15 protein-coding genes are annotated in these 16,624 nt (G+C 75.6%); 9 read left to right on the top strand and 6 right to left on the bottom strand.

The window, feature by feature from the left end:
• Positions 1–4: 4 nt before the first annotated feature.
• Genes FZ103_RS17470 through FZ103_RS17455 form a run of 4 tightly spaced genes read left to right on the top strand, consistent with a single transcriptional unit; the run spans position 5 to position 7,306 of the window.
• The gene (locus FZ103_RS17470) at positions 5–1,018 is read left to right on the top strand and encodes a MoxR family ATPase (RefSeq protein WP_343233579.1); all 1,014 of its coding nucleotides are present in this window, start codon (positions 5–7) and stop codon (positions 1,016–1,018) included.
• On the top strand, positions 1,018–2,163 hold the full coding sequence (locus FZ103_RS17465; RefSeq protein WP_156002560.1) for a DUF58 domain-containing protein: 1,146 nt from the start codon (positions 1,018–1,020) through the stop codon (positions 2,161–2,163). The genes FZ103_RS17470 and FZ103_RS17465 overlap by 1 nt, the downstream gene beginning before the upstream one ends.
• Complete coding sequence (locus FZ103_RS17460) at positions 2,151–4,400, top strand: transglutaminase-like domain-containing protein (RefSeq protein WP_156002559.1); 2,250 nt, start codon at positions 2,151–2,153, stop codon at positions 4,398–4,400. Before FZ103_RS17465 ends, FZ103_RS17460 begins: the two co-directional genes overlap by 13 nt.
• 17 nt (positions 4,401–4,417) lie before the next feature.
• Positions 4,418–7,306, top strand: coding sequence for a hypothetical protein (locus FZ103_RS17455; protein WP_156002558.1), 2,889 nt, complete (start codon positions 4,418–4,420; stop codon positions 7,304–7,306).
• A gap of 197 nt (positions 7,307–7,503) precedes the next feature.
• Here FZ103_RS17455 and FZ103_RS17450 read toward each other — a convergent pair whose 3' ends face one another.
• The 6 genes from FZ103_RS17450 to FZ103_RS17425 all read right to left on the bottom strand — a co-directional run bounded on the left by FZ103_RS17450 (position 7,504) and on the right by FZ103_RS17425 (position 11,844).
• On the bottom strand, positions 7,504–7,971 hold the full coding sequence (locus FZ103_RS17450; RefSeq protein ID WP_156002557.1) for a hypothetical protein: 468 nt from the start codon (positions 7,969–7,971) through the stop codon (positions 7,504–7,506).
• Between the two features lie 97 nt (positions 7,972–8,068).
• The gene (locus tag FZ103_RS17445) at positions 8,069–8,524 is read right to left on the bottom strand and encodes a hypothetical protein (RefSeq protein ID WP_156002556.1); all 456 of its coding nucleotides are present in this window, start codon (positions 8,522–8,524) and stop codon (positions 8,069–8,071) included.
• 71 nt (positions 8,525–8,595) lie between these two features.
• Positions 8,596–9,147, bottom strand: a complete 552-nt coding sequence (locus tag FZ103_RS17440; RefSeq protein ID WP_156002555.1) for a hypothetical protein — start codon at positions 9,145–9,147, stop codon at positions 8,596–8,598.
• A gap of 100 nt (positions 9,148–9,247) precedes the next feature.
• Positions 9,248–9,847: a hypothetical protein gene (locus tag FZ103_RS17435; RefSeq protein ID WP_156002554.1), complete on the bottom strand. Its 600-nt coding sequence runs from the start codon at positions 9,845–9,847 to the stop codon at positions 9,248–9,250.
• Positions 9,848–9,901: 54 nt separating this feature from the next.
• Positions 9,902–11,251, bottom strand: coding sequence for an NlpC/P60 family protein (locus FZ103_RS17430; protein WP_156002553.1), 1,350 nt, complete (start codon positions 11,249–11,251; stop codon positions 9,902–9,904).
• Entirely contained in the window at positions 11,251–11,844 is a 594-nt protein-coding gene (locus FZ103_RS17425) for a hypothetical protein (protein ID WP_156002552.1), read from the bottom strand. The genes FZ103_RS17430 and FZ103_RS17425 overlap by 1 nt, the downstream gene beginning before the upstream one ends.
• A gap of 427 nt (positions 11,845–12,271) precedes the next feature.
• Between FZ103_RS17425 and FZ103_RS17420 the strand changes: the two genes are divergently transcribed.
• The 5 genes from FZ103_RS17420 (at position 12,272) to FZ103_RS17400 (ending at position 16,593) form a co-directional block, all read left to right on the top strand.
• The gene (locus FZ103_RS17420) at positions 12,272–12,820 is read left to right on the top strand and encodes a hypothetical protein (protein ID WP_343233578.1); all 549 of its coding nucleotides are present in this window, start codon (positions 12,272–12,274) and stop codon (positions 12,818–12,820) included.
• Positions 12,817–13,158 (top strand): hypothetical protein, encoded by a 342-nt coding sequence (locus FZ103_RS25620; RefSeq protein ID WP_255430091.1) that lies wholly within the window; start codon positions 12,817–12,819, stop codon positions 13,156–13,158. The genes FZ103_RS17420 and FZ103_RS25620 overlap by 4 nt, the downstream gene beginning before the upstream one ends.
• A gap of 135 nt (positions 13,159–13,293) precedes the next feature.
• A complete protein-coding gene (locus tag FZ103_RS17410; RefSeq protein WP_186356447.1) occupies positions 13,294–13,695 on the top strand; it encodes a hypothetical protein in 402 nt (133 codons plus the stop codon).
• Between the two features lie 70 nt (positions 13,696–13,765).
• Positions 13,766–14,197 (top strand): pilin, encoded by a 432-nt coding sequence (locus FZ103_RS17405; RefSeq protein ID WP_156002551.1) that lies wholly within the window; start codon positions 13,766–13,768, stop codon positions 14,195–14,197.
• 68 nt (positions 14,198–14,265) lie between these two features.
• Positions 14,266–16,593, top strand: coding sequence for a hypothetical protein (locus tag FZ103_RS17400; RefSeq protein ID WP_156002550.1), 2,328 nt, complete (start codon positions 14,266–14,268; stop codon positions 16,591–16,593).
• The last annotated feature ends 31 nt before the right edge of the window (positions 16,594–16,624 follow it).

Here is a 16,624-nt window from a genome sequence, read left to right as displayed (position 1 = left end):
GCCAGTGACCACCACCACGAGCACCGACGACACCGCAGGCCGCGGCACGCTCTCCTCGGCCGAGGCATCCGAGCACGCCGCCGCGATCACCGCGCTGGCCAACACCGCCGGATCGGCGGTCCTCGGCGGCGCCGACACCGTGCGCATGGCCGTCGTGGCACTGCTGTGCCAGGGGCACCTGCTGCTGGAGGACGTCCCCGGTGTGGGCAAGACCCGGCTGGCGAGGGCGCTCGCCGCGTCCGTCGGCGGTGAGCACCGCCGCGTGCAGTTCACCCCCGACCTGCTGCCGGCCGACCTCACCGGTGTCAACGTGTTCAACCAGTCCAGCGGCCACTTCGACTTCCAGCCCGGACCGGTCTTCGCCAACGTCGTCGTCGCCGACGAGATCAACCGCGCAGCGCCCAAGACCCAGGCGGCGCTGCTGGAGGTCATGGAGGAGCGCCTCGTCACCGTCGACGGGGTCCGCTACGTCGCCCCCGACCCGTTCCTGATCGTGGCCACGCAGAACCCGGTGGAGTTCGACGGCACCTACCCCCTGCCCGAGGCGCAGCTCGACAGGTTCCTGATGCGGCTGTCGCTGGGCTACCCGGACGAGGAGGCCGAAATCGCGATCATGCGGCGCACCGGCCTGCCCGACCCGGACACCCTGCGGCCCGCCGCCGACGCCGCCGGGCTGGAGCGGCTGCGCGCGGCGGGCGAGCGGGTGCACGTCGCAGACGCCGTCTACGCCTACATCCGCGCCGTCGCCGAAGCCACGCGCCGCCACCCGCGGCTGCGCCTGGGCCTGTCGCCCCGCGCCACCGCCGCCCTGGCCCACGCCGCCCGCCATCTCGCGCTCGCGCTCGGGCGCGCCTACGTCATCCCCGAGGACGTCGAGCGCCTGGCCGCGCCGGTGTGGGCGCACCGCCTCGTGCTCACCCCCGAAGCGCAGGTCGGCGGCGCCGACCCGGCGGAATTGCTCGCCGAGGTGCTGCGGCAGGTCGCCGCTCCCCAGCCCGATGCTGTGGTGGGCGGCTGATGCCCACTCAGCGGGGATGGACCGTCGCCGCGGCCGCGCTGGTGCTGGTGGCCGCGGGCGCACTGCTGCAGTACCGTGCCCTGGTGCTGCTGGGCGCGCTGGCCGCGGCCGCCGTCGCCTGGGCGGCGCTGGTGGCCCTGTGGCGCCGGCCCGCCGGCGTCCGGGCGCACCGGGCGGTGCCCGTCGAGCGCGCCGCACCCGGCGACGACGTCGAGGTGTCCGTGGTCGTCGAGGCCGACCGGATGCGCGGACCGGTGCTGCTCACCGAGCGGATCGGCCAGGACTCCGGCTCCGGCCGGCTCGACCTCGGCGCCGCCGCACCGGCCCGCGGAGGTTCCGCCCTGCGCGCCGGCTACCGCCTCACCCCGGCCCGCCGCGGCGTGATCGAACTCGGGCCGCTGCAGGTAAGCGGCACCGACCCGCTCGGTCTGGCCTCGGCCGGTGCGAGCGCGGGCGGCACCCGCCGGCTGTGCGTGCACCCGCGCTGGGAGCGGCTGCGGGCGCTGCCCGCCGGCGCCGAGACCGCACCCGAGGGCGGCCTGGACAACGGCCGCAGCGGCACGCAGACGTTCCGCGGCCTGCGCGACTACACCCCCGGCGACGACATCCGCCACGTGCACTGGCGCCGCACGGCGCGCGCCGGCCGGCTGCTGGTGCGCCAGTACTCCGACACCTCCCAGACCCGCCTGGTGGTGCTGCTCGACGACCGCGCGGAGACCCAGGACGCCGAAGGCCTGGACGCCGCCGCCGAGGCCGCCGCCTGCGTCGCGGCCACCGCGCTGCACCATCGGGTCTCCTGCACCCTCACGCTCGCCAGCGGTGCCGCGGCCCACGGCAGGCTCGGCCTGTCCGCCATGCTCGACCTCCTCGCGGCGGCCGTCCCCGTGCCGGGCGCGGACCTGCCCGCACGGGTGCGCGCCCTGGGCGACGGACCGGTCGGCGGCGCCGCCGTGCTGATCGGGTCGCGGCTGTCGGCGGCCGACCTGCGCCCGTTCGCGGCCGCCGGCGAGACGGCGCACCGCCGCGTAGCCGCCCAGGTCGGCCCGGCGCCCGCCCCCGAACCGGTCGCCGGCGTGGCCCCGGTGGTGGCGCGGTCGGCGGCGGAGTTCCGCGCGGCGTGGAACGAGGCGCCATGGACACGCTGACGCTGCGCCGTTCCGCCGACCTGGTCTGGGCCGGGGACCGGGGACGCTCGCGCGCCCTGTTGCGGGCGGGCGCGGGAGCCGCGGCCGCGGCCTGCGCGGCCGGAGCCGTCGCCGCCGCGCCCGGCTACGCCTCGCCGCTGGGAGCCGCCCTGGCCCTGGTGCCCTGGGCGCCGGCGGCGGTCGTGCTGACCCTGCTGCTGCTCCGGCGGCTCTCGCACTCCGCCGCGCTGCTCACCGGCGCCGCCGCGGCCCTGGCGGGAACCCTCCTGCTGGCGCTGGCGGCGCCGGGCACCCGGGGGGACCCGCTCGCCGACGTCCTGGCCGCGCTGCCCAACGCCGGCGCGCGCATCCTCGGCAGCGTGCCGCCGCTGCCGGTCATGGTGGACACGCTGCTGCTGCCCGCCCTGGCGACCTGGCTGGGCGGGGCCGTCGCCGCCGTCGCCTGGTCCACCGGCCGGCCGCTGACCGCGCTGCTGCCCGGGGTGCTGCTGCTGACCGGCGGCACCGCGCTGAGCGCCTCGGCCTCCGCCGCGCTGTGGGCCGCCGCCCTGCTCGCCGCTTCGGCGGGGCTGCTGCTCGCGGTCTCCTCGGCGGCCGCGGTCCCCGGCACCGTCGCCGCACCCGGGTTCTCCGCCGAAGCGGCGCCGGCGCGCACCGGCCGGGGCGGAGGCGCCGGCCGCTGGGCGCTGCGCGCGGGCGCGTGCGTCGCGGTGTGCGCCATCGCCGCAACCGCCGCGCCCGCCGTGTTCGCGACCTGGCAGGCGCGGCCGCTCGACCCGCGCGCCGGGCTGCGCCCGCATGCGGTGCCCGAGGCCGCGCCCAACCCGCTGGGCTACCTGTCCGTCTGGGCGGCGCACCCCGACACCCCGCTGCTGGAGGTCGAGAGCAACCGCGCCAACGTGCTGCGCTGGGTGGCCCTGGCCGACTTCACCGGCACCACCTGGCTGCCCGAGAGCCGCTACCGCACCACCGGCCGCGTGCTGCCCGCCCCCGACCCGGCCCCGCCGCACGCCACCCGCCAGGAGGTCGGCATCACCCTCACCGGCCTGCCGGGCCCCTGGCTGCCCGTCGTCGGCGCGCCCCGGTCGCTGGACGCGCCGGGAGCGGCGTTCGACGCCGCGTCGGGGACCGCGGTGCTCGCGCGCGACGGCGCCGAAGGGCTCGCCTACACGGTCAGCGGCGACGTCGCCCAGTGGCGCGCCGGCACGCTGACCGGGCGCGACGTGCCCCGGTCGGCGGCGTTCGACCAGTACCGCCGCCTGCCCGAGGACGTGCCGGAGGAGATCATCGGCATAGCGGCGCAGGCCTCCGCCGACGGAGAACCCTACGACCACGCCGTGCGGCTGGCGCGCTATCTCCGCACCGGCTACACCTTCGATCCCCGGGCGCCCAGCGGTCACGGGCTCGCCGACCTGCGGCGCCTGCTGGTCGAACCCGGCAGGCAGGGCGGAGGCGGCACCTCCGAGCAGTTCGCCAGCGCTTTCGCCGTCCTGGCCCGCGCGGCCGGACTGCCCAGCCGCGTCGTCGTCGGCTTCGGGCCCGGCGGGCGCGGCGAGGACGGCACCGCCACCGTGACCACCGGCGACGCCATCGCCTGGGGCGAGGTCTACTTCTCCGGAGTCGGGTGGGTGCCCTTCGACGTCACGCCGGGCGGCCGCGAAGAGGGCGGGGATCCCGAAGAGCCGGCCGCCGTCGGGGCCCAGGACAGCGGTCTGCACTCGGTCGGCCGACCGGACGGTGCGGACTGGGCTCCCGCGGCCGATGCGGCCGCCCGGCAAGGCGGCGACCCGGCCCGCGTGTGGCTCGCGCCCGGAGCGGCGGCGGCGGGCGCGGCGGGCGCGGTCCTGCTCGTCCTCCTCCTGCGGACACTCCGCTCGCGCCGGCGCCTGGCGGCCGGGCGCCCGCCCGTCGAGACGGTCCTGGGCGCGTGGCGAGAGCTGCGCGAGAACCTGCGGCTGGCGGGCACCGGCGGCGTCTCCGGCAGCACGGTCACCACGGTGATCCGGGCGGCCGCGGGCGCGGACCCGAAACAGGGCGGCATGCGCCGGCTGCGCTCGCTGCACCGCTGCGTCAACGACCTCGCCTTCGGCCCGACGCGGAGCGTGTCCAAGGAGCGGGCCGGACGGGCCGCCGCCGAGGTGCGCGAATACGTGCGGGACCTGCGCGCGGGGCAGCCGAGGACGCGGCGCTGGAGTTGGTGGCTGGATCCGCGACCGCTGTTCTGGCGCGAGTGGTAGAGAAGGAGGGGCAGACGATGGCGGCCGACGAGTCCGCGCCGGAGGTGCCGGGCTACCGCATCACCGGTCTCCTGCGCGAGACCGAGCGCTGGCGGCTCTACCATGCGCGGTCCGAGCGGACCGGCGAGGCCGTCCTGGTGCGTGTGCTGCACGAGGACGGCAGCGGCGCCGAGTCCCCGTACGCGCTGTGGCGCGAGGAGCCGCCGGACTCCTACGCGGCCCTGGTCGAGCGGGAGGGGCCGCTCGCCCCGGAGCGCGTCGCCGCCGTGGGCCTGGAGATCGCCGCCGAGCTGGAGCCGCTGCACGAGGCGGGCATGGTCCACGGCGACATCGGTCTCCACCGGCTGCTGCTGCGGGGGGCCGGCGCCGAACTCGCTTCCGGCAGGGCCGCCGGGCAGCCGGAGGGGGCGCCGTTCCCGCCGCTGGTGCCCGACGCGCGCCCGGCGGCGGAAACGGCGCCCGAGGCCTTCGCCGGCGGCCGCCAGTCGCCCCGCTCGGACGTCTACCTCCTGGCGGCGGCGCTGTGGACCCTGCTGACGGGCCGCCCGCCGCACGGCTCCGGCGGCGACGAGGACGGTCCGGACTCCGGAGCGGACGCCTCCCGCGAACGCCTGCGGGGGGCCGTTCCTCCGGGCCCCGCGCCCGCCGGGACGCCGCCTGCGCTCGTCGATCTGCTGGAAACCGCGCTGGCCGAGGATCCGGCGCAGCGACCGGCCGACGCCCGCGCGTTCGCCCGCGCGCTCGAGGCCGCGGTCGGGCGCGCGGCGCCGGGCGGCTCCGGGGAGCCGGGCGGGGATGCCGCGGCCGACGCGCCTGCCGGGCCCGCGGGGGATGCGGGGGATGCGGACGGCGGCGGGGGCGGCGCTGCGGACCATGAGCGGGGAGCCCGCGAGCCCGCACACGCCGAGCCGGCGGTCGCACCGCGCACCGCACCGGAGGAGGCTGCGGGTGTGGCCCATCGGGACGAGGCGGGGCCGGAGCCGGATGCGGCCTCCGCCCGCGAGCCTCGGACGCGGCCCGAGAGCAGCGGAGCGCCCGCGCCGGACGCCGGCGCCGAGAACGGTGCCGCGGACGCCGCGGCCGTCGCCGCGGAGCCGGATCAGGCGGCCGGGTCGGGCGAGTCCGGGGGGCACGTGGGCGCCTCGGACTCCGGAGCCGGGTGGGCCGAGGAATCGGACACGGCGGCTCCCGTACCGGATGCGCACGAGGCGCGGCCCGATCGAGGTCTTGCGGGCCGGGACCTCGAAGACGGTGCGGCGGAGGAGGTCGGCGCCGGGGACCCCTGGCCTGTCCGCGCGGTGGACGGCGGCGTTGGGCCCGAGGCTCCCGAGGGCGGCGCGGCGCCCGGTTCGGCGGCCGGGCGGCCGGAGCCGGAAGCTCCCGCCGATACCGCCGGAGAACCCGGGGCTGTGGAACCGGCGGGCGGTGCTGCGCCCCGGCAGGACGCCCGGGTCCTCCCAAGTGATCCGGACGTGCGGGCGCGGGATGAGGAAGCGTTCCCGGCCGAACCCGCGCACGCCCCGGTCGCCGACGCCGAGCCGCAGAGGACCGGCCGGAGCGCCGAACCGACCGCCTTCGCGGACCGTTCGGCCGCCGCGGCCGACGACGGGAACACCTCGGCCGACCCCTTCGCGGACGCCTGGTGGAACCGGCCGAGCGGAGCGTCCGCGGGCGATGCCGGAGCGGCGTGGACGGCGCCGGGCGGGTCCGGCACCGCCGGAGCCGAGGAACCGGCGGTGGCCGCGGGGGGAGCGCCGTCGTCGGAGGAGGGCGTGGCGGGCCCCGCCGCCGCGGGTGCCGAAGAGGGCCCGGCCGCGAACGCCGGACAGGCGCCGCCGCAGTCCGAGGTCCGCGAGGGCGCCGCTGCGGAAGGCGGAGTCCGGCCGGGCGAGCCGCCTTGGGGCGGTCCTCTCGGCGGTGAGGCCGAGGCCGCCGCGGATGCGGTCCCGGAGCCGGACGCGCGAGGCGGTGGCGCGGCGGATGTCTCCGGTGCCGCCGACGGCGAAGGGGCCGGCGAGTCGCCGTCCGGCGGATCGGGCGGTGCCGGCGACGGGTTCGGCGCGGACTCCACCGGTTCCGGTCGCGTCGCGGCCGGGGGCTTCGGACCCGCCGACGCGACAGCTCCGGTCCGCGAGCCCGGCGGGGCCACCGCGGACCCACCGGGCGCGGGAGCGAACGGGACTGCGCAGGATCCCCCCGTCGCCGGGTTCGGGGCCGAAGGCGGGGACCGATCCGGCGGCACCGGGCCCGCCGCTTCGGGCGCCGCCGGCGGCTTGCCCGAGGCCCCCGCGCGGCATCACGGCGCCGAAACCGCGATGCCCGCGGCGCCGGACGGCGGTCCGGACCACGGGGGAGACGGCGGCGGCCCCCGCCATCCCGAGGCTCCGCCGAACGGAGAGTCCTCCGGCGGCGACCGCTTCGCCTTCGCCCGGGTGCTCGTCACGGCCGTGCTCGCCGCAGGCATCGCCGTCGCCATCGTGGGCGGGACCGCACTGGGAGTGGCGTGGTGGATGAGCTCGGGTACGCCCGGCGGTCAGGCCGCGCCGGATCCCACCGCGCAGCCCCGGGACCGCGAGTCGTCGCCGGTACCGCCGTCCCTTCCTCCGCATGCGTCGGAGAACCCGGCGCTGGCGCCCACGGGCGTGCGGATCGTCGCGGACGAGGGCGACACCGTCAGCCTGGCCTGGACCGACAACACCTCGGGCCGCGCCTCATACCACGTGGTCGGTGGACCGGTGGGCACCGCGCCCTCCACGCTCGCCGAAGGGGAGCGGCTGTCCACGCGGATCACGATCACCGGACTCAACCCCTCGTTCGACTACTGCTTCACCGTCATGGCGGTCCTCAGCGTGGACGAGGTGGCGCCGTCCGAGAACGTCTGCACGCAGCGGGCGAGCGACGTCTGAGTCTGCTCGCGGCTTCGGCGCCCGCCGCGCCCGCCGCTGCTCGCGGGCCGCGGCCCCGGCGGCGGCCGCAGGAGGGGTCCGCAGCGGCGTCGCCGCCGTGCCCACCGGTACCCGCGCGAAGGCCCCGGCCCGGGACGCGGTCCGCCTGGCGGGCGGTGTGCCCCGGGCCGGGGCCGGCGATCGCTGCTATGGGCGGATCAGCGCCTCCTGCCCACGCGCACGGTGCGGTGGCCGCTCGGCGAGTCCGTGGGCGTTTCCGGTCCGCCGCCCGGGCCGGAGGACATCTCCATCAGCTGGCCCACGAGACCCAGGGGGTTGCCCCAGGTCAGCTCCAACCCGCCGCCGGCGGCACCCTGGCCCTGGCCTTGGCCCCGGCCGTCCTGGTATTCGAGGTCGTTGTCGAACCGGTAGGTGTTGCCGTTGTTCCTGCGGTCGTCGTTGTTGCCGTTGCTGTCGTCGTTTCCCTTGTCCTTGTTGCCGCCCTTCTTGACCTGGACGATGTTCCCGGAGAAATCGGAGTTCACCGTGTCGGCCTGCACGATGGACCCGTCGGTGTTGCTCACCGCCGGGAAGGCGTTGTCGTACTCGCGGTCGTAGCGCGGGTTCCGGTAAGGCTGGTTCAACTCGTCGAGAATGTTGGGCGCTGACTGCGCGGGTGTCACCATGCGGATCTCCTCATGGCCTTCCTCGTGGACTTGTCTGGCCGCGGCCGGCTGCGCCGATCGCCGCGGGAACGTCTCCTTTCGACCACGCGGTCGCCGGTCAGAGGGTCTGGACTTGGGCTTCCTGCAGCGCCAGCCCCTTGTCGTCGCCGGAGTAGGCGGCCGTCACGGGGCTGAAGCCGTCCGGGATCATCGCGCCGTGGCCGAGCTCGTTGCCGACGTAGTGGACGTCGGGCTTTCTCTCCGGGGTGTTCGCCGGCCCGTTCAGGCTCATGTCCCGCCCGGCGTAGCGGACGTCCCCCCGGCTCTGGTCGTCGGCGTCGGCCAGTGCCTGGATCGCGGCCACGAGCAGCCCGGCGACGGCCCCGAGGGGCCCCCAGCTGCCCAGAGCGTCCATGATCGAGTTCTCGCCGCCCGAATCGGCGGACTGCTCCTGCTGCTCCTCGTCGTCATCGGTCATCTCCTCGGCGGCCCAGTCGACCGCCTTGTCGGTGACCGCGCCCGCGATCGCCCCGCCGATGGCTATTCCGGCGGCGGCGAGGAATGGAATGGGCATGGGTCCTCCTTTCCTTCGTGTCTCGTCGTGCAGGGGGACCTCCGGTGTGCCGGAGGGGCTTGGCGGCGCCGTCAGTAGCGGAAGGAAACGTGCACGTGGTCGTAGTGGTTCTGAGTGTTGCTGCCGCGGTCCTCCATCAGGTGCCAGCAGCTCTGCGCGAAGGAGTCGGCGTCGGTCTCGTCCACGCAGACCGGGTCGCCGTCCGTCGGCTCCCAGATCCGCTGGTGCCAGATCACGTACTTCACGCCCATCCGCTGGTGGTTGCGCATCAGCCAGCGCGACAGCTCGAACCCGACCGCGTTCTGCCGGGCGGTGCCGCTGCTGCCGGCGACGTTGGTCATGAAGTCGCAGGCCATGCCGGTGCCGTGGTCGGGTGGCCCGGCCCGGTAGCAGCCCCGCCAGCCCGGCTTGTCGAACACGGGGAAGGCCGCGAGCGTGGCCTTGTAGCCGCGGCAGGTCAGCTCGGTGACCCGGCCCGCCGCGCCGCAGTCGACCAGGGCGCCGCCGGGCTCGATGTCCCCCGCCCTGTAGCCGACCTGCTCGGCGCGGTCGCCGTAGGAACCGCCGCCGGCGCCCGCCCCGTAGCTGTCGACCGCCTGGACGCCGACCGCGGTCGCGAACACCGCGGCGAATCCGAGGGTGAGGCCGGCCCCCAGCGAGGCCCGGCCGGCGTCCGATCCGCGCGGCCGCCGCCGGGTGCGGGCACGCCGTTGCGCGGCCACCTCAGATCAGCCCTTCGCCGCGCATCGCGTCGATGTCCGCGGTGTCGCTGACCCCCATGACGAGCCAGTCGCCGCCGTCGCGGCGCAGCGAGACGTGGTAGGTGCCCAGCTCCAGCACCTCGCCGCCCCCGCCTCCTCCCGCCGCTTCGGCGGTGAGCGCGAGCTCGACGGTGACCGCCTCGGCGCTGACCATCGGCGCGACCCGGGCCCGGGCCCTGCCCTCGGTCGGCCGGCCGTGCTCGGCCAGCCGGCGGTGCACGCTGAACGCCGCCGCGCCCTCGACGTCCAGATTGCCGGCGTAGGCGGTGTCGGCCGTGGTACGCAGCCGGTCGAAGTAGGCCTCCCCGCCTCCGGCGGGGTCGAAGGTGCCCATCAGGCGACCGTGCTCGGCGGCCGCCTCCACCGCCCGCCGGAACTCCCGATCGGATACGGGCATCAGCGCGCTCATCGGCGCCGCGGCACCGCCCGACTCCTGGGGCCGCGGCGCGCCCGCCTGCGGCTCGCCGCCGATCCTGGTGGCCGCGAAGGCCGCCACCAGGGCGAGCAGGGCCACGATCATGGCCACCGCCAGCCGATCGCGACTGAGGAAGGGGGTTCTCACGCTGCCTCCCGGGATCGTTGGGCGGCGGGGTGCCGCGGCGGCCGGGGATCGCGTTCACGCCTGGTCAACGGGGTCCTCCTCGGCGGAGTCGTCGGCGGGGAACAGGTGGCTGACGCGGATGATCCTGCGGAACTCCGGTTGGCTCCACACGCCGGAGTCGTACTCGTGCTCGTGGATCTGGGCCGAACGGGCGACGCTGGAGCTGTAGGCCTCGATCACCATCGGCCGCCCGTCGCGCAGTGCGGTGACCATGGACACGTGGGTCGGCATGCCGGCGCTGTTGCGGCCGGTCAGGATCATGTCGCCGGGGCGGACCGAGTCCCAGGTCACCTCCTTGGCGGCGGACATCGTGTACATGGTGTTCGTCGTCCAGCGGTGGTCGACGTAGCGCTGCGGCAGCCCTGCGGCCTTGTAGGCCTGCCAGAGCAGGCCCGAGCAGTCGTAGCCGGTTGGCCCGATCCCGCCCCAGATGTAGGGCTTGCCGCGCTGGTTGCGGGCGTACTGCAGCACCTTCTCGATCGCCGTGCCGTTCAGGGCGCCGTCGGAGCAGTCGGTCTGGGTGCCGTTGGGCGGTGCGACGGTGAAGTCGCCGCCGCGGTACTGCGCCGCCTTCGCGCTGACCGCCTGCTGGTAGGCGCCGCCCGCCCCGGAGCCGTGGTAGCGGCCGACGGCCCACTCGATGCTGTGGCCGCGGTCCATGAAGTGGCGGAGGAAGCCCGCGGCCGAGTGCACGGCGTCGGCGGGGTCCCAGACGTTGACCCGTCCGTCGCCGTTGCCGTCGATGCCGAACCACTGGCCGTTGCTGCCCGGCGGAGCGGTGCGCTCGGACGCGGGCTGGTCGGCCTCGCCGCCCCAGGTGTTCTGGGCGTCGCCCAGCGGCCCTCCGGTCTTGCCGGTGTCGGGGTGCTTGATGCCGAACTGGAGGGGACCGGCCGCGCCGGCGGGATTGGCCGTGCCGTAGACGATGCCCGTCGGCAACCGGCCGAGTCCGGGGTAGGTGGCGTTGTCGGGGATGCGCCCGTGGTTGGTCTCGCGCCAGGACAGGCCGGCCACGTACTCCCAGGGGACGTTGAACTTGTCGCCCGCCTCGCGCGCGTGCTTTAGGAAGTTCTCCGGGATGGAGTCGTCGGAGGCCTCGCCGGTGTAGCCGCCCAGCGACGTCGAGCAGCCGCCGCCCGCACCGCCCCCGAACCCCAGGTAGTCGAAGATCTCCGGGCCGCTGACGACGACCAGGGCCGAGCCCATGAACAGGCTCGCGCCCAGGCTGTAGGACAGCGTGCTGCGGCCGATGTCGCTCAGCCGCACCCGGCGCCGTCCGGCGAGCCCGGCGCGCAGAGCCCGTCCGAGCCCCGCCGCGCGTTGCCGGCCCCGCCCCGTGTGCGCCCGCCGATCGGTCGCGCCCATCAGCGCGCCCCGGAATCGCCCAGCGCCGCGTCGTAGAAGCCGCTCACCCGCCAGTCGCCGCCCTCCTCGGCGAGCGTGGCCGCGTACTCGAAGCGGTGCTCGGCGCCGCCCGGAACGGCGACGTCGGCGCGGACCACGTAGGTGACGCTGCCTTTCGCCAGGTCGCGGATGCCGGTGACCTCCGCCCGCACCTCGGCCTCGGTCCCGCCGGTGGCGACCGGCGGGACCGGCTCGCCCTGGACCGGCGGAGCCGCACCCTCCTGCGCCAGCGCATCGGCATAGCCCGGCACGGCCAGCTCCTCCAGCCGCGCGGTCCGGTCGGCGCCGCCGCCGAAGTAGGCGGTGGCGAACTCGCGCGCGACCCCGGCGGCCTCCTGCAGTTCGCCCTCGGAATCGGGCAGCAGCGCGGTCACGTCGAACCCGCCTGCGCCGCCTCCCTGGCCGGCGGCGCCCCCGTCCGCGCCGCCGGGGGCCGCGGGTTCCGCCCCGCCGGAGGTCAGCCGGGTCACGGCGAAGCCGGCGCCGAGCACGATGACGATCACCGCGGCCGCGGCGAGCGCGATCCGCCGGGAACTCTGGTTGACGTCGTTCACGGTCGCCTTTCTGCCGCACTTCTCACGGGTGTGCGAAAAACGGTGCGCGTTCTTCGTTTTCCTTGTCCGGAGTGGTCGGCCGCCGAATTCGCGCAGCCGTTCTTCCGGATCCGGTTTCGCGGACACATCGGACCCCCGGAAGGGCGGGCCGGGTTCCGCGGAAAGGTGTCCGCAGCCGGACACGGATTTCGATGGATTCACGGGAACCGTCCGCCGATCCGCTGCGTCTGTCGCGCGCGCGTGCGTCCGCGCGGAGAACGGGTAGTCGGGATTCACGCAGGTGGGCGTCGGCTCGAAAAAATTTCTCGGAAAAGCGGAACCGCGGAAAGCGGGGGTCCGTCTATCGCGGATGACGACGGGAGCAGGAATCCGTCGCAGGTGATCTCAGGAGACCCGCGAACAGCGGCCGGAACGAAAGGGGAGCGACGTGGCCGTGGAACTCGGTCGGCGACTGGGCCGCGAGCCCGGCGCCCGCGGCGCACCGGCGGCAGAGGCGCCGGCGGTGGACGCGGTCGTCCTGGGCTGCCACGGCGGAGCCGGCGCCACGACGCTGGCGGCGCTGCTGGGCACGCCGTGGGACCTGGGCGGCTACGAGTCCGGAACGCGGCGCATCGAGACGTTCGGCCGACCGCTGGTGCTGGTGGCGCGTGACAGCGCACCCGCGTCGGCGCGGGCGGTCGAGGCGGTGACGGGCGTCGCCGAGTCCGGTGCGGCGATCGCCTGCCTGGTGGTCGTCGCGGACGGGTCGGGGCCCGAACCCCGCGAGGCCGCGGCCCGGCTCCGGCTGATCGAGGACAGGGTCGGCGAGATCGTCCGGCTGCCGTTCGCGGCCGGAATCCGCTACGCCGACGCCGCCGACGTCGCAAGGGTCGACCTGCCGAAGAAGGTCGAGCGGGCGCTGTCCAGGATCCGGTCGGCGTGCACAACGAGTGGTTTCCCGGTTATGGGCACGCAGGAGCGAGGAGTAGAGGTATGAACCTTTTGCTGGCGGGTTATGTGAAGGCGCAGTCGGTGGCCATGATTCCGCTGACCAACACCCCGTTGAAGGGCTATGACTGGGGAGAGGGAATCCAGATCCCCTCGGGCGCGATGAACTCCATCGACACCCTCTTCATGTGGGGAAGGGGGGTCGTCGTCGTCATCGGGGTCATCGGCGTGCTGTTCTGCGCCGGAAAGATGGCCGTGGGCAAGTTCGGCCGGTCCGACCTGGCGGCCGAAGGCGTCGGCGGTCTTGTCTGGACGATTCTGGGGATCTCCCTGATGCTCATCGCGATTCCGGCGATCACCCTGCTGCTGCCGGCCGCGGAGGCATGACCCGCGCGACGGGGCACGGCGACCGGCCGGACCCGGTGATCACGCGCGTGCACCGGTACGTGCGATGACGCCCGCGCCGGCGGCCGTGCGCCCCGCCGTCGGCCCTGACCCACTGCAACCAGCGCGGAGGACGGCGTGAACGCCCTGCTGCACACCTCCATCGCGGTCCACCAAGCCGCCCAGCGAGCGGTCGAGGCCGCTGCCCCGCTGCCGCTGACCTGGAACCCGCAGCCGCAGCTGCCCAGCCAGGTGCTGCCGGCCCTGGACCAGATGTTCGCCTGGGGCCGCGGCATCGTCGCGGTCATCGGGATCATCGGCGTCCTCTACTGCGCCGGGAAGATGGTCGTCGGCAAGAGCGGCCGCTCGGATCTCGCCGCAGAAGGCGTGGGCGGCCTGCTGTGGACGTTCATGGGGATCTTCCTCATGCTCGTCGCCGTCTCGGTGGTCATGATGCTGCTGAGCCCGCCGGCCCGCGATGACGGGCCCGTCCCGATGCCGACCTACGAACCCGATCCCGAATTCACCGGGACCGTCTGATGCCGCGCGCCCAGACCCCCGTACAGCAAGCCTCCGACACCTCCGCACCGCCGAGCGCTCAGGTGATGCCATGAACGACCGACCGGTCCACACGCTGGCCGCACGCGCCTGCCAGGAGGGCGCGGACCAGTGGGTCCCGTGCGGAAACACGATCCTCGGCTGGGTCATGGGCCTGGGCGCCGCGATCGCGGTAATCGCATTGCTGATCATCGCCGGGAAGATGGTGCAGGCCAACTTCACCGGCGACCCGTGGATCGCCGCGCGCGGCATGGGCGAGCTGCCGTGGGTGCTCCTGGGCATCGTGCTGCTGATGGTCGCCGCCCCGATCATCGCGCTGCTGCTCCAGGGGGGCGGCGCCGAAGGCGGCGACGGTCAGACCAGGTGGGTCGAGTACACGCGCGAACAGGCCCCGGATCCTCCCGGCAACGGCGGCGACGGTGGCAGCGGCGATGGAAACGGCGGCGACGACGGCGGTGGTGGCGGCGAAGACGTGCGGGTCTGATCCGCCCGCGCCCGCCTCCCCGCAACTCCCTTCCCAGCACCCGCACCGAGCCCTGAGCAGGAAGTGCCATGTCCCTTGAGCAGATCTCACAAGACGTCGGCGAGCTGATCCAGCCCGCCATCGGGGGAATCTTCGACATCCTCTGGGACAACCCGGCGGTGGACAACAACGACGACCTCGCCCAGAGCACCGGCATCTCCAGCTTCCAGGACCTGGTCTTCCCCCTGGTCACCCTGCTGGCCACCGCCGGCCTGCTGGTGGCGGCCGTCCGCCTGCTGTGGCATCGGCGGGTGGATCCGATGATGGACACCGTCAAAGCGCTGCTGGTGCTGGTGTTCACCACATTCGCAGGGGTCTTCATCATCCAGGCCCTCGTCGACTTCTGCGACTCCCTGGCCCTCTACCTGCTCGACACCGGTGTCGCGCGGAGTTTCAGCAGCGACCTGGGCGAAAAGCTCTCCGAGCCGCCCGCGATCGGGGGAGTCACCGACGGCGAGGGCGGCAACCCCTTCCGCCTGCTGCTGAGCGTGCTCGTCGGCATCGCCGTGGTCGTCGGCGCGGTCATCCAGATCGTCGCGCTCTTCTACACCCAGGGCGTCGTCTACATCTGCGCCGCCGTGCTGCCGCTGGCCGCGGGTGCGGCGATGCTGCCCGGACCCGGCACCAACATCTTCTCCAAGATCATGGGCTGGCTGATCGGCTCCATTCTGTACAAGCCGGTCATCGTGCTCATCTACGCGCTGGGGTTCATCTTCTTCTCCGAGACCGAGAACGACCCCGACGGCACCTTCCAGTACTTCGTGGGCGTGGCGGTGATCCTCATGGCCACCGGTGCGCTGCCGATGCTGTGGAGCCTGCTGGGCAGCATGGCCACCAAGCTCACCGGCGGGGCGATGGCCTTCGGCGCCGGTGCCGGTGCGGGCGCCGCGTCCGGCGGAGGGCAGTCGTCGGGCGTCCCGGGCTCCACCGGTGGCGGGATCTTCGGAGCGAGCACGGCCTCCCACGGCGCCGGAACCCGCGCCGCCTCCGTCGACCAGTCGCTGCCCTCGGCCTCCACCGTCTCCGCCGCCTCCACGACCGGGGGCGGAGGCGGCGGAGGAGGACTCGCCACGGGCGCCGCGACGACCGCGGTCAGCGCCGGAGCCGGCGCGGGCGGAGCAGGGATGGAGACCGCCGGAGCGGGCGGCGGAACCGGAGGCGGCAGCGGCGGCTCCGCTCCCGGCGGCGCGGGCGACACCGGCTCGGACTCACAGGCCGGCCAGGGCCGGTACGACTCGGCGCAGGACAATCCGGGCACGGACAGCCAGGGGCAGAGCGGGTCCGGTGAGTCCGCACTGCCCTCCGGCGCCGGCGCGACGACGGCCGGCGGCGCGTCGGTCGCCTCCGTGTCCCACTCGGGCGGGTCCGGCGGCGGCGCGTCGGGGGCCGCGGGGGCCTCGGGCACGGTGAGCACAGCGGGCGGGACGGGAAGCCCCAGCGGTGCCGCGATGGCGACGGGCTCCGTGCCCGGCGCCGGCGGAACGGGGGTCACCGATTCCGCCTCCACGGCGGCCACCCCCTCCGGTGCCGGCCAGCCGGGCCAGTTCTCGGCGACGCCGGTCGCCGCGGGTGGCAGCGGCGACCTGCAGAGCGGCGGTTCGGGTGACTCGGGCGGGCAGGCGGTGCCCACGCCTTCGGGTGCCGGCCAGCCGGGCCAGTTCTCGGCGACGCCGGTCGCCGCGGGTGGCAGCGGCGACCTGCAGAGCGGCGGTTCGGGTGACTCGGGCGGGCAGGCGGTGCCCACACCTTCGGGCGCCGGCCAGCCGGGCCACAACGTCCAGTCCGCGTCCTACAGCGGCGGAACCGGATCGGCGTCGACGGCCTCCGCGGGCGGCACCTACTCCGGCGGTGCCTCGGTCCCGACCACGGCCGCCACCCCCTCGGGTGCCGGCCAACCCGGCGGTACGGCGGCCCCCGGCTCGACGGGGGGCGCGCCGACCCCCTCGGGTGCCGGCCGACCCGGCCAGAATGTCCAGTCGGCCTCCTACAGCGGCGGAGCCGGATCCGGCGGCGGCGCTCCCACGCCATCAGGCGCGGGGACCCCCGGCCACGGGTCGGCGGTGACGGCGTCCGCGGGCGGCACCCCTGCCACCCCCTCCGGCGGCTCGTCCGCCGCGGCGCCCACGTCCACGGCGGCGCCGACGCCCTCGGGAGCGGCCCAGCCCGGCGAAGCCGGCTCCGGCTCGGCGGGCGCGCCCGGCCCGGCGGGCCCCTCCGGCGCCGCGGTACCCGTATCCGCCCCGCCGAACTCCGCGCCGGCCGCAGACGCGCCGGCCTCCACCGACCCCGGCTCCGGCACCGTCGCCGACGGTGCCGCCGGAACCGACGCCGACCAGCCCCCGTCCGGGGCGCTGTAGCGCGGACCGCCGACACAGGACACGCACGATC

This window comes from Streptomonospora sp. PA3, from assembly GCF_009728995.1.
Lineage (GTDB): Bacteria > Actinomycetota > Actinomycetes > Streptosporangiales > Streptosporangiaceae > Streptomonospora.
This window is presented reverse-complemented; position numbering and strand designations above follow the sequence as displayed.